Annotated in this window: 9 protein-coding genes; 6 read left to right on the forward strand and 3 right to left on the reverse strand. The window is 48.4% G+C overall.

Translation table 11 applies throughout. The annotated features are described in order from the left end of the window. The first annotated feature begins 263 nt into the window (after positions 1-263). The 3 genes from LZD49_RS12665 to LZD49_RS12675 all read left to right on the forward strand — a co-directional run bounded on the left by LZD49_RS12665 (position 264) and on the right by LZD49_RS12675 (position 3,503). A complete protein-coding gene (locus LZD49_RS12665) occupies positions 264-1,334 on the forward strand; it encodes a sensor histidine kinase (RefSeq protein WP_234667787.1) in 1,071 nt (356 codons plus the stop codon). Continuing rightward, complete coding sequence (locus LZD49_RS12670) at positions 1,331-2,068, forward strand: LytTR family DNA-binding domain-containing protein (RefSeq protein WP_234667789.1); 738 nt, start codon at positions 1,331-1,333, stop codon at positions 2,066-2,068. The genes LZD49_RS12665 and LZD49_RS12670 overlap by 4 nt, the downstream gene beginning before the upstream one ends. 67 nt (positions 2,069-2,135) lie before the next feature. Further along, entirely contained in the window at positions 2,136-3,503 is a 1,368-nt protein-coding gene (locus LZD49_RS12675) for an IPT/TIG domain-containing protein (RefSeq protein WP_234667791.1), read from the forward strand. Positions 3,504-3,565: 62 nt separating this feature from the next. Here LZD49_RS12675 and uvrA read toward each other — a convergent pair whose 3' ends face one another. Then, a complete protein-coding gene (gene uvrA, locus LZD49_RS12680; RefSeq protein WP_234667793.1) occupies positions 3,566-6,418 on the reverse strand; it encodes an excinuclease ABC subunit UvrA in 2,853 nt (950 codons plus the stop codon). A 326-nt stretch (positions 6,419-6,744) separates the two neighbouring features. On the opposite strand from uvrA, the gene LZD49_RS12685 reads away from it, so the two are divergent. The 3 genes from LZD49_RS12685 to LZD49_RS12695 all read left to right on the forward strand — a co-directional run bounded on the left by LZD49_RS12685 (position 6,745) and on the right by LZD49_RS12695 (position 12,074). Further along, positions 6,745-10,002, forward strand: coding sequence for a TonB-dependent receptor (locus tag LZD49_RS12685; RefSeq protein WP_234667795.1), 3,258 nt, complete (start codon positions 6,745-6,747; stop codon positions 10,000-10,002). A 34-nt stretch (positions 10,003-10,036) separates the two neighbouring features. After that, positions 10,037-11,800, forward strand: a complete 1,764-nt coding sequence (locus tag LZD49_RS12690) for a RagB/SusD family nutrient uptake outer membrane protein (protein ID WP_234667797.1) — start codon at positions 10,037-10,039, stop codon at positions 11,798-11,800. A gap of 109 nt (positions 11,801-11,909) precedes the next feature. Further along, entirely contained in the window at positions 11,910-12,074 is a 165-nt protein-coding gene (locus tag LZD49_RS12695) for a hypothetical protein (RefSeq protein WP_234667799.1), read from the forward strand. Here LZD49_RS12695 and LZD49_RS12700 read toward each other — a convergent pair. After that, on the reverse strand, positions 12,071-12,679 hold the full coding sequence (locus LZD49_RS12700; protein ID WP_234667801.1) for a YigZ family protein: 609 nt from the start codon (positions 12,677-12,679) through the stop codon (positions 12,071-12,073). The genes LZD49_RS12695 and LZD49_RS12700 overlap by 4 nt on opposite strands. Continuing rightward, complete coding sequence (locus LZD49_RS12705) at positions 12,669-13,856, reverse strand: MFS transporter (RefSeq protein WP_234667803.1); 1,188 nt, start codon at positions 13,854-13,856, stop codon at positions 12,669-12,671. Before LZD49_RS12705 ends, LZD49_RS12700 begins: the two co-directional genes overlap by 11 nt. Positions 13,857-13,992: the final 136 nt, after the last annotated feature.

Here is a 13,992-nt window from a genome sequence, read left to right on the forward strand (position 1 = left end):
CGATCAAAGGCCTGTTTCCAACGACACAACCCTGAAAACAACAGACGATTTAGCGATCGCTTCGGAAATCGGCACCGGTTTGTATCAAGACCTCTACCATCACAAAAGCCGCTCCCGCGTCCCGATCCATTAATAGACTGCGACGTGCCGCCCGTCGGTATTCGGGGTACTTTGATCGATTGAAATAGGTGATTTAATAATTTCCGCGTAAGATTGCAGTGATGTGTTGCGTTCAAATCACATTGAAACTAACTAATTGCTAAATGGATACGCCTACCGCCCGGAAATATCCCCCATTATTCCTCCATTTGCTTGGATGGAGTTTTCTGGCCCTTTTCCTGATGTGGCAGCCCCTTAGCTGGCAGATCGAATTCCCTATTAGTTTTTGGATTAAACAAGCAGTTCTGTTCACACTTCTTGTCACCATATTTTATCTCAATTACTATTATTGGTTCCCTAGGTTCCTGGCCAAAAACCGGTACATGAAGTTCATTCTCTTCAATATCGTGTCGGTGGTAATGCTGGCCGTTGTGATCGAGCAGGTAAAAGTCGCGGTGAACCACGGCGAACAAATGGATCGTGCATTCAAGCTCGCCCGGGAAACGAATGGTGACAAGAAACGTCACGACCGCCTCGACTATTTCTCTTTAATGACCGCCCTGATGATCATCGGGCTTAGTACCAGTGTTGCCGCGGTACGCACGGCCCAGCTCGACAAGCAGTACCGCCAAAACCTCGAAAAAGAGAAGATTAACTCTGAGCTGTCGTTCCTGAAAGCGCAGATCAACCCGCATTTCTTTTTCAATACCCTGAATAATATTTATGCACTCACTGTGATAGACGTGGAAGCCGCGCGTGAGGCATTACATAAACTGTCGCGCATGATGCGCTACGTGCTGTACGAAACGCAGCACGGCACGGTGCTGCTCAGCCAGGAGATTGCATTTGCACAGGACTACATCCAGCTCATGCAGCTCCGACTTACCGATAAAGTAACCGTGCACCTCGATCCACCGAACCCGCTGCACGATGTTTCCATTGCACCCATGCTATTCCTACCCTTTATTGAAAATGCATTCAAACACGGTGTGAGCGCCGTACAACCTAGCCGGATCGACATTCAGATCCGCCAGGAAGGCCACAAGATATTTGTGGAGGTAAAGAACACGCTGTTTACCGATAAAAGAGCCGTTCTTGATGAGAGTAACGGCATTGGCCTTGCTAACACCCAACGCCGCCTTGACCTGCTTTATCCAGGTAAATACCAACTGGAAGTGACAGAGAACAAGGAAGACAGGGAGTTCGGCGTACACCTGGAACTGGAAACAGCATGAGTGTAAACCTGGAATGCATTGCCGTGGACGACGAGCCGCTTGCGCTCGGATTGGTGTGCGCATTTATTGAAAAAACACCGTTTCTGAATATGGCAGGACGATACTCCAGCGCCGTGGAGGCATTACAGGTGATCAACATCAAGCCGATAGACGTCATTTTTCTGGATATTCAAATGCCGGATCTGACGGGCATCGAGCTCGCGCGAGTGCTTGAAAAGGCAGGCAATAAGGCACCGAGGATCATTTTTACGACAGCATTTAATCAATACGCGTTAGATGGCTTTCGCGTGGATGCCATTGACTATCTCCTAAAACCCTTTAACTACGAAGAGTTCCTCCGTGCTGCATCGAAGGCGCAGGCGTATGTAGAGCTGGTTCACAAGGCCTCATCGGCTGGTTCTTCGGATCCCAAAGATGAGTACCTGTTCCTGAAAGTTGAATACCAGCTGGTGCGGATCGCCTATGACGACATTTTGTACACGGAGGGACTTAAAGATTATGTTAAAGTACATCTCAAATCGGACCCGAAGCCCATTCTGTCGCTTACCAGCCTGAAAGCACTGGAAGAAAAGCTGCCGGCATCGAAGTTCATGCGCGTGCATCGGTCGTTCATTGTAAATCTGGACAAGATTAGTGCTGTAACGCGCAACACGATCCAGATCGGTTCGACTTCTATTCCGGTGAGTGACCAGTACAAAGAACCTTTCAACCAATTCTTGAGTAAGTGGATGTAACTGAAAGTGATTTTTGTTAACTTGATGGCTGATCTTCAATCTATCAGCCATCCACGCAGTTACAGTCATGAATAGATTTCTCCTATTGCTTTCAGCTTCGCTGATCCTTTTCTTTTCCTGCCACAAAAAACAAAAAGAAACGCCAGAGCCTGACCCCGAAGAAATTAAAGTCACTCCGCTGACCGACTCCGCTTTTATCCAATATATTGACGTTCCCGGCGCAGACAAAATTATTTTCGACTCTACCATTGATGCCTATTTGATTACCCTTCAGGCCGGCTTCACCGAAAGTGAGATTCGCATACAATTTAAGCTCTATCCCGGCGCTTATCTGACATGGACCAATTCGGGTTCGTCCACATTGATAAATTTTGCATTCAAAAACAAAACACCGCTGGGTTTGCAGATCAGCTCCTCGTCACAACAAATCAAAACATATCAGTTTTTTGTCAAACATCCCGGCCCTTTGAAGGCGTCAGTCGATCCTGTATACGATTTTCGGCTTTCCACATCTGGGGCATGCGAAATCCCATATGACCTTATATCCGGCGTCGGCACAGTTCCTGAAAGTCCCGATTCAAAAGCTACGCTATCGGCTACTCTGACGGATGACGGCACGGGCAGCCGACTTGACGGATTTGCGTCGGTCAACGCGGTTTATTTCCAGAACGCAAATCCATTTAAGGAATCCAGCCAATTGAATGTTGTTCTAAAATTTGGCGATAAAATGTTTGAACTGGCCAAAAACAGAAAATTTCTGCCAGTCCGGTCGCTCGTGTACCGCTTTGGGGAATTTCCGCTTTTCTCAGCCGCTCCGCTCAACAAACAAATCCTTATCTCCGGCAACGGTTTTATGGCAAAAGACCGCTACAAAGTAACGGTTGAAAGTGATTTTCTGTTGAACGCCGTCACAGTTCCGGCGACATTCGCCGACTCAGCTTCCTTGTGGTGTACGTTGCCGTCGAGCCTTCCTAACGGGTCTTACTCGGTCAGCATATTTCAGAACGACACACTAGTCAATGCGTTGATAAGGACGATTTCCAGCAATGATAAAGAGAAAGCCATTGGTCAGATCTGGCTCTCCCAAATTGACTATCCGATCGACCGCCCTATTTATTACTATGCAAGAAAGATCGTCGCCGAAAGGGGCGGGGCATTATATGTAAATCCATTTCCGGCGGTACTTGGCAGAATGTATTCCGCATTTGACCCTACCACAATTTTGCCCGACTTGCAACTGAAGAATGCCGGACGAACCGTCAATCTGAAGGCGGATATAAGGTCCGATCCTTCCTTTGCAGACGGTAGTTTCAACGTTTATTACGGTAAGTATGCCGTGCCATCCGAGCTTTCCCCCGGTTTATATGAAGCCCGTCTGCTATATCCTGATCAAACTGTGTCAGCTCCATTTTGGAGCAAAATAGAAGTGCATTAATGCAAATACCCTGCCTCCTCGGCGGGAGCAGGGTATTTGAAAAAAGATCGCGGAGTATTTTCCTATTTCAGTTCTTCCTTTAAAAAATGACCGGTAAAGCTGCCCTTTACCTTCGCCACTTTCTCAGGTGTTCCTTCCGCAATAATGCGGCCACCTTGTGCTCCCCCCTCCGGACCTACGTCGATAATGTAATCGGCAACCTTGATCACGTCGAGGTTATGTTCGATGATGAGCACTGTATTTCCTTTTTCAACGAGTTTATTCAAAACATTGAGTAAATGCCGGATGTCCTGGAAATGCAAACCGGTCGTAGGCTCGTCGAGAATATATAATGTTTTGCCGGTATCCCTTTTTGACAACTCTTCGGAAAGCTTTACACGCTGCGCTTCGCCGCCGGACAATGTCGTAGCATGCTGGCCCAGTGTAATGTAGCCCAAACCAACATCATTCAATGTCTGCACTTTGCGGAGTAATCTTGGCTGATTTTCAAAGAATTCCAATGCCGTTTCGACAGTCATATCGAGGATGTCCGCAATGGATTTTCCTTTGAAACGGACCTCCAAAGTTTCCCGGTTGAAACGCTTGCCTTTACAGGTTTCGCAGTTGACATGCACATCGGGCAGGAAATCCATTTCAATCTTCTTCATCCCCGCTCCTTCGCAATCCTCGCAACGCCCACCTTTGACGTTGAAGGAGAAGCGACCTGGTTTGTAACCACGAATTTTAGCCTCTGGCAACTCGGCAAAAAGTGTTCGTATATCGGTAAACAGGTTGGTATAAGTGGCTGGGTTCGAACGTGGCGTGCGGCCTATCGGGGACTGGTCTACTTCTATTACTTTGTCGATATGCTCCAACCCTTCGATCGACTTGTAAGGCAGCGGCTCTCTTCTCGATTTGTAAAAATGGTGATTCAAAAGCGGGAACAACGTTTCGTGGATCAGCGACGATTTACCGCTGCCACTAACGCCCGTTACGCAGATCATTGTTCCTAGCGGGATCGAAACCGAGACATTCTTTAAATTATGACCTGTACAGCCTTTCAGCGCAATGGAGTCGCCGTTGCCTTTCCGACGCTTTTTAGGAACCTCAATGGATGCGCGACCAGCCAGGTAATCGGCCGTTAGTGAGCCATTTTGCAGAAATTTCTCCGGTGTTCCCGCTCCTACCACGCTACCGCCGTGACGTCCTGCGCCCGGGCCAATGTCGAGAATATAGTCCGAGGCCAGCATCATATCTTTGTCGTGTTCCACCACGAGGACAGTGTTGCCGAGGTCGCGAAGACTTTTAAGAGAATTGATCAACCGCACATTGTCGCGCTGGTGCAAACCAATACTCGGCTCGTCCATAATGTAAAGCACGCCGGTAAGCTGCGTACCGATCTGCGTTGCGAGGCGAATGCGCTGCGCTTCTCCGCCCGACAAGGTCCTCAACGCCCGGTTTAACGTCAGGTAATCCAAACCAACATCGAGCATAAAACCGACGCGTTTCCGGATTTCCTTCAAAACCTCATGACCGATCATGCGTTGCTTTTCTTCGAGGCGATCTTCCAATCCTACCAGCCATTCGGCCAGCTCGCGAATGTCACTATCAGCCAGCTCGGCAATGTCTTTTTTGTCTATTTTAAAATGTAATGATTCTTTCCTCAGGCGCTTGCCCTTGCATTCGGGGCAGGTTTGAGTCACCATGAAATCCTTCAACCAATCCTGAATTTTTTCATTACCCGATTCCTGCTGACGTTTCAAGAAGTTGATGATACCGTCAAATTTGGTCTCCCAGTCTGTGCCAGGGTATTTCTTCGAAGGTACCGGAACAGCTTCCTCGCTACCGTAAAGCACCAGTTTCAACGCTTCCTCGGAGAATTTTTCAAGCGGGGTCGTGAGCGTGATCTTGTATTCCTTCAGCAAGACTTCAAGTTGCTTGAATATCCATGCCTCACGATATTCACCCATTGGTGCAATGCCACCGCGGCTAATGCTCAGGGATTTGTCGGGCATAATGGAATCTTCGGTGATCTCTTCGATAATACCCAATCCCTGGCAAGTAGGGCACCAGCCGTAAGGCGAGTTGAACGAAAATGCGTTCGGTGCCGGATCATCATAGCTAATCCCAGACTCCGGGTCCATCAGGTTTTGGGAAAAATAATTCGTTTCGCCTTTTGCGTCCAGCACGATCAACGCGCCTTTACCTTGCTTGATGGCCGTGGCTACCGATTGGCTCATCCGGTATCGAGACTGCGGATCTTCCTCTTCTTTTTTAGGGATCACACGGTCAATCACGATCTCGATATCATGGACCTTATAGCGGTCGAGCTGCATTTTGGGCGTAATGTCCTGCACCTCTCCATCGACGCGCACTTTGGTATAGCCCAGGCGCGCGATCTGGACAAAAAGCTCTCGGTAATGCCCTTTACGGCCTTTTACTGCAGGTGCAAGCAGCATGATTTTCTGTCCAATGAACTGCGTCATGAGCTGGTTCACGATCTGATCCTGCGATTGCTTGATCATCCGCCTGCCTGTTACGTACGAATAGGCCTCGCCCGCGCGCGCGTAGAGCAGGCGCAGGAAGTCATAAATTTCAGTAACAGTCCCCACCGTCGACCGGGGGTTTCTCGATGTTGTTTTCTGCTCGATACTGATCACCGGTGACAAACCGCTGATCTTGTCGACATCAGGCCGCTCCATTTCTCCTATAAAGCCACGCGCATACGAGGAGAAGCTCTCCATATACCTGCGCTGTCCTTCGGCATAAATTGTATCGAATGCGAGCGACGACTTGCCGCTTCCGCTGATACCGGTCACCACCACTAGCTTATTACGTGGGATGGCGACATCAATGTTTTTCAAATTGTGTTCCCGGGCGCCTTGTACCTCGATGAGGTCCTGTTCTGCCACTTCGAGGCCATTTAAATATTCCAAATCCCTGATAATAGTTTGTGAGTTAGTCCGTGATTGTGAAAGTGTAATCTGTTAACCACAAAAATACACTTTGAGTTGCAAATTTTCTCCCGCCCAAACTGCTGCGTATACAGTTTAAGGATTGTTTTATTCCAAGAGTAACCTACGGCATGCAATCGTTTGCATAATAAGACTTTTCGAAGAAGCAATATTTTGTAACCAGTAACATATTAATATTAATTATAAAAATATTGCTAAAAATCACACTCGAATGTGAGGCATATTTCTATATTTGATGGTATATTGATATTTACTTACATTATTTTAACATTATCCCCAACTCATTTATGAACAAACATTTACTAGTCCCGCTTTTCCGGGGTGTCATGATTATGCTGTTCGCAATAGCAGCTCATTTATCTTACGCCCAGGATCATCCGGTCAAGGGTAAAGTCACCTCCTCCGCAGATGGAACCGGTATTCCCGGTGTGAACGTGCAGCTAAAAGGAAGCGCTGTCGGTACAGTCACCGACGCCGACGGCAGTTACGCGCTTGAGGCAAAAGGCGCAGATGCGATCCTTGTCTTCTCCTCGATTGGTCTTATCAAAAAGGAAGTTCCGGTAGGCAATCAGTCGACTATCAATGTGGCGATGGAAGACGACATCAAAAACCTCAGCGAGGTGGTCGTAACCGGTTATGCGGCGCAGCGTAAAAAGGATATAACCGGCGCTGTAACGGTAATCAACCCCAAGGAACTTACTTCGGTGCCTACCGCGAGTGTAACGCAAATGCTTCAAGGCCGCGCTTCCGGAGTGACTGTGGGAAATGACAATTCACCGGGTGGTGGTACCATGGTGCGTATCCGTGGTTTTGGTTCGATCAACAACAACAGCCCGCTTTACGTAATCGACGGCGTGCCTACACAAGGAACGCTGAACCAGATTAATCCGAATGACATCGAATCGATGCAGGTTTTGAAAGATGCATCGGCGGCATCCATTTATGGTGCGCGCGCTGCGAACGGGGTTGTGATCATTACCACCAAAAAGGGCAAAACCGGCGCACCTAGTATCAGTTTCGACTTCTATACCGGTACCCAGCGCCCGGGCAAAATGCTCGATCTGTTGAATACCAAAGAGTTGGGGCAGTATTTGTATGAAGCTGACCTGGGAGCAGGCAAGAACCCTTCGGTAACATCGCCTTCCGCCCAATACAAATTCGACGAAAATGGCAACCAGACCATCGCCGACTACATTTATCCAAATGTGTACGGTGAACTTCCAGCGAATTACACCTATACCAACGACATCGCCGATCCTAATTTGGGCAAAACCGCATTCAATATCACCAAAGCCAACAAGCAAGGAACCGACTGGCAGGACGAAATTTTCGATCCGGCTTCAATTTCCAATTACCAGATTGGCGCTTCCGGTGGTTCAGAAGCAGCAAAATATGCACTTTCTGCCAATTATTTCAAGCAGGACGGTATTCTGAAATATACCAAATACAAAAGGTATTCAGTCCGTGCGAACACCGAATTCAAAAAAGGAATAGTAACTGTGGGTGAGAACTTTACATTCTCGTATGACGAACGGCAGGGGATTACTAACAACGACGAAGGTAACCCGATCATGTTCGCGATCCGTGTACACCCGATCATCCCCGTGTTCGATATTACGGGTGGTCCGAAAGCGCTTGGCGGAACCAACACATCCGATTACAACGGCTTCGCGGGAAGCCGAGGTAGTAATCTCGGTAATGCGCCCAACCCGCTGGCCCGTTTGTACCGCGAAAAAGACAACCTTACGAAAGGCACCCACGCATTTGGCAACGTGTTCGCACAGATTGATATCCTTCCCGGACTTTATGGCCGCACCAGCCTAGGTATAGAGTATAACCAGTCTAACCGTTCGGAGTACTTCCACCGCGATATCGAAGCGGCCGAGGCAAGAAATGCGAACAGCTTGAACGTGATCAACAACGTGGACCGTTCATTCACCTGGTTCAACACATTAAATTATGCCAAATCATTTGGCGTACACAACTTCAACGTGTTGGTAGGTATGGAAGCCGTGAAAACATACGCGGCGGAATTCCGCGCCAGCCGTAGCTCATTTGCATTCGATGACGTCGACTATCGTTATCTCGATGCAGGTTCGGCGGCAGGTTTGAGCAATGCAGGCCCTGGCGCAACAGAAAGTGCGTTGTTCTCACAGTTTGGAAAAATCAACTACATTTTCAAAGACCTCGTGCTCGCCGATTTCACATTGCGTCGTGACGGATCTTCACGTTTCTCGGCAGCGAACCGCTATGGTATTTTCCCTGCATTTTCACTGGGATTGCGTATGACCGAGCTGGCATTTATGAAACCTGTGAAGTTCGTGGACGATTTGAAAGTCCGTTTCGGCTGGGGTAAAACCGGTAACCAACTCATCCCTAACGTTTATAATGCTTACACACTGTACGCGGCCGATCCACAAAACAATGCCTACGACATCAACGGCACCGGCACGTCGATCGTGGGAGGTTTCGACCTTGTTCAGTTTGGTAATTCCAATGGTAAATGGGAAACCAATACCTCTGCCAATATCGGTTTGGACGCAACATTGTTCAACAGCAAACTCGAAGTGGTACTCGACGTTTACAACCGTCTGACTTCAGATATGCTGACGCAAATTGCCATCCCCAGAACAGCCGGTTCAGGTACGATCCCTTACACCAACATTGGTGAAGTGCGTAACCGCGGTGTAGACCTTGGCGTGAATTTCCGGGATAAAAAAGGGGATTTCAGTTATATGGTTGGCGTGAACTTTGGCCGCTACAAGAACAAAGTCATTAAACTGAACAACGACCCGAACGCCACCATCTTTGGTTTCACGACCCGTCTGCCGGCAATGTCGGCTACCAAAGCAGGTCTTCCGATCGCAAGCTACTATGGTTATTTCGTGGATGGTGTGATCAAGGACCAGGCAGAAGCTGATGCGGCGCCAAAATTCGGTTCTTACACCAGAGAAGGTACTTTCAAATTCCGTGATGTAAATGGCGATGGTATCATTACTGCGGCCGACCGCACCATTATCGGTAACCCGCACCCCGACTTCAACTATGGTATCAACGTGGGTATCGGCTACAAATGGTTCGATCTGACATTGTTTGGACAAGGTGTGCAAGGCAACCAGATATTCAACTATGTCAAGTACTGGACTGATTTCAACGTGTTCCAGGGCAACCGCTCCAAGGATATGCTTTACAACTCCTGGAAGAAATCAGGTGACGACGCCAAATTGCCACGCCTGAACTCCGGTGATGCCACCAGCCAGCAGGTTTCGTCTTACTTCCTCGAAGACGGTTCATACTTCCGCCTGAAAAACGTACAGCTTACTTTCACTCTGCCTTCAACCTGGCTGAAAAAAGTAAAACTGAACTCGGCACAAGTATATGTCCAGGGACAAAACATGCTTACAGTCACCAAATACACGGGACTTGACCCTGATATCAACCTAAGAAGATCAGGCGAAAACAATCAGGATACGCACATGGGCGTCGATGAGGGCTCTTATCCTGTGGCCAAGTCTTATCTGGTTGGTTTGCGTTTCGGTTTCTAATTCATCCATTGATCTTCATTATAAAGAACATACAATGAAAAAATCATTATTAATATGCCTGCTGGTTGGTCTGAGTTTCTCCTGCTCCGACGACTTTTTTGATCTGAAACCCCAGGGGCGCGCATCGCTGGAACAACTCAGCAATAAAAACGGTGTGAATGCCCTGCTCATCGGGGCCTATTCATTGCTCGACGGTGTGGGCGCTGGTAATACCGGTCGCCAATCCACCATTTCGAATTACGTTTTCGGGGGTATCAGTAGCGATGACGCCGTAAAAGGCACCGACGCTGGTGACCAGCCCGAGCAATCGTTCATCGAACAGTATAACTGGCTTTCGGACAATACCTATTTCCTTGGCAAATGGTGGCATTCCTATGATGGCGTTGCCCGTGCAAACGAAGTAATCCAGATCGCCGCGAGCCCCGATGTGAAGGACATGACCGATGCAGAAAAACTTCAGGTGGTTGCAGAAGCGCGTTTCCTACGCGGACACTATCATTTTGAAGCCAAAAAAATGTGGAACAAAGTTCCGTTCATTGACGAGAAAATTTATAATGCAGGCGACCCCAACTCGACCAAAGTACCCAACACTGATGATATTTGGGCTAAAATCGAAGATGATTTCAAATTCGCCGCCGACAACCTGCCTGTAACCCAGGCTCAAAAGGGACGTGCTACGCAATGGGCTGCCAAATCATATCTGGCTAAAGCATATCTTTTTCAAAAGAAATGGGCTGAAGCCAAGACATTGCTGGATGATGTTGTAAAAAACTCTGGTAAAAAACTCGTGGCCAACTACCACGACAACTATCGGACAACGGGGAATAACAATACCGAGTCGATTATGGAGGTACAGTTCTCTGTCAACGATGGCACAAATGGTAACAATGGCAATGCGGGTGATAACCTGAACTGGCCATATTCAGCTGGCGCACCAGGACGCGGATGCTGCGGTTTCTACCAGCCATCGCATAACCTCGTAAATGCATTCAAGACAGAAAATGGCCTTCCCATGATCGGTACAGCTGCCGATGGCACATTGGACACCTACAACAACGTGGATTTGCCAAACGATCAGGGAGTCGTCGCTACGGCTACATTTACCTTGGATAAAACTGTTCCTGTTGATCCTCGCCTCGATTGGACAGTAGGCCGTCGCGGCGTCAACTTCCTCGATTGGGGCCCAATGCCCGGCTCGACGTGGATCCGTGATCAGGCTTATGCAGGACCTTTTACAGGCAAAAAGTGGATGTATTACCTAGCGGAAGAAAACAGTACCACTCACTCAACCAGCAAACGGAACGTGAACAACAACTACCGTCTGATCAAACTGTCGCATGTGTTGTTGTGGTTGGCCGAATGTGAAGTCGAGCTGGGGAACCTGGCCGCTGCACAAGATTTGGTAAACCAGGTTCGCAACCGCGCCAAAACCGGTTCAGTGCAGGATCCAACGGTGACTTACAAAGTGGAACCTTATCCGGCAGGAGCCTTTGCAGCAAAAGGCGCCGACTACGCCAGAAATGCAGTTCGGATGGAGCAACGCCTTGAATTCGCAATGGAAGGCCACCGCTTCTTCGACCTTGTGCGCTGGGGTATTGCGGAAAAAGTACTGAACAAATATGCCGCGGAAGAAGCCGTTGCAGGTAAGGAGCCTTCGGGACGGACTTTCACTAAAAGAGGATATATGGCAGGAAAAACTTTCACGCAGAAAAACCTCTATTTCCCGTTGCCACAGGACGAAATCCTGAACAGTCAGAAAGACGGCCAACCGACCTTGACACAAAATCCGGGGTATTAATCTCCTAATAACCCACTAACGCACCCCAAAAGAGCCGGCCTTTGTGCCGGTTTTTTTGTGTATTAAAAAACAAAAAATACTTTTGATAAATCATACAACCACTTGGCCCATGAAAATCACAAACGAAAGCGAATATGAAAAGGCCTCGGAACGGGCGGACGAGATATTCGATGCGAAAAAAGGAACGCCGGAGGAAAAAGAGTTAAAGGAACTCCTGAAGGCAATCAAAGAATACGAGGACGACTTCGTGAGGATGCTGCGAAAAAACGATTAACCGGCCAGCTCAACCGCAAGGTCTTCCACCTTTTCCGAGCGTGAGATAAAGCGCTCGACAAGTGTGGCGCGCACCTCCACGTCCATGACGCATTGCATTTCGAACAACTGGTCGCGCACAGGCAACTCCATTTCCTTTACGATCCGCATGACGTCGTTCATCTGCGGATACTGGAACGACAACCTATAAATGCTGAAATAATGTCGTGTGACTATTTCCGCAAGCTCCAATGCAATTTCTGTGGCCGTTTTATAGGCATTGATCAGCCCGGGTACTCCCAACAATGTCCCGCCAAAATAGCGGACCACCACTACCAGCACATTCGTTATATTTTTGGAATATAATGTGTTCAAAATAGGCCGACCTGCTGTGCCGGAAGGCTCGCCGTCATCACTTATTCGATAACTCATCCTGTCGGCACCAAGGCGATAGGCATAACAATGGTGAACAGCTTTCGGATGAAGCTCGTATAAGTTATTGAGTTGCACTTTGGCCTGCGAATCGTTCTCGACAGGAAATGCGTAAGCCAGAAATTTGCTCCCTTTATCCTTGAAAAAGCCTTCCGCTGGCCCTGCAATGCTTTGATAGGTATCGTCAAATAACACGGGTGCGACGCTTTTTGTATTGATAAATGGTTACAGTATAAGACAGCGCTGCGAATGCGAAGGCTGCCATGCAAAAGAAGACTAAGGGGAGATTTTCCCGTTGGTTTTCAAACAATTCAGCCGAAAGGAATGCCCCTAGCCCGATACCCGCTTCCAAAGAGATAAACATCGTGGCGATTGCCCGCCCACGGTTGTGCTCGCCGCTCAAATCCACCGTCCAGGCGGAAAGTACCGGCGAGAGAATTCCCATAGCGACGCCAAAGAAAGCCGCCCCGGTGAGAAACAGAGCGACAGAATCCGCGTAGCCGGTGATGATCATCGCCAGAATCAGGATAACACATCCGACAATTGTGACAGGCATTCTGCCATGCCGGTCGGAAATTTTTCCCGCGAAGAGCCGGACCATAATGGACGAAATAGTAAACATCATGAAATACAGGCCGCGATTTGGTAAACCAAGATAGCCGCTGAAATCCGGCGTAACGGTCGAAACGGCACCAAACCCGAAATAGCAAAGAAAAGTAATGAGCGCCGGACTGAATACGTCGGGTTCAAAAACATCCCGCCAGGTAATTTGAAAGGATTTCAAAGAAAATTTTTGCTTTTCCTGCAATGTCTCTTTCATGTTAAGCAGGATAGCAATTGAAAGGAACGCCAGAAGGGAAGAGGTGTAAAAAAGGGCATTCAAAGAAAATGCCAGGCTGATCATGCTCCCAATCGCCGGACCAAACGCCGACCCCACACCCATACACATACCGTGGATGCCCATTGCCTCGCCACGCCGGTTTGCAGGGACAATGTCTGCCACATACGCGGCCGTCCCGGTCGGTTTGAAACCAGTTGAAAACCCATGTACCAGCCTAAGGAGTAGGAATGGCATTACCGTTGTAAAAACGGGGTACAAAAACCCACAGACAAAACACACCAATGAACCAAAGGCCATGACAGGAACGCGTCCGATACGGTCTGTCAATCTGCCGCTGAATGGTCGTGAAAGGCCTGCCGTCAAAGTAAACAACCCGATGATAGCACCTTTGTAATCTGCTCCACCCATGCTGGAAAGATACCCCGGTAGCTCGGGAATCAGCATATTGAAGCTGGAAGAGAAGAGAAACGAGCTAAGGCCCAGCAACCAGAACTGCGTCGTCAATATTCCGGGAGAAGCGGTATTTTGCATCGCACAAAAATACGACACTTTGCCAAAAGACCGGAATTTACTTCGAGTTATCGGCAAGCAACTTGTTACTTACACATAGATCATTGATTTCTCCGTCCTCATTTAAATCGCCAAATGCAAGATTGTAGTACCCTCC

The sequence above is a fragment of the Dyadobacter sp. CY261 genome (genome assembly GCF_021440085.1).
In the GTDB taxonomy this organism is placed as follows: Bacteria; Bacteroidota; Bacteroidia; order Cytophagales; family Spirosomataceae; genus Dyadobacter.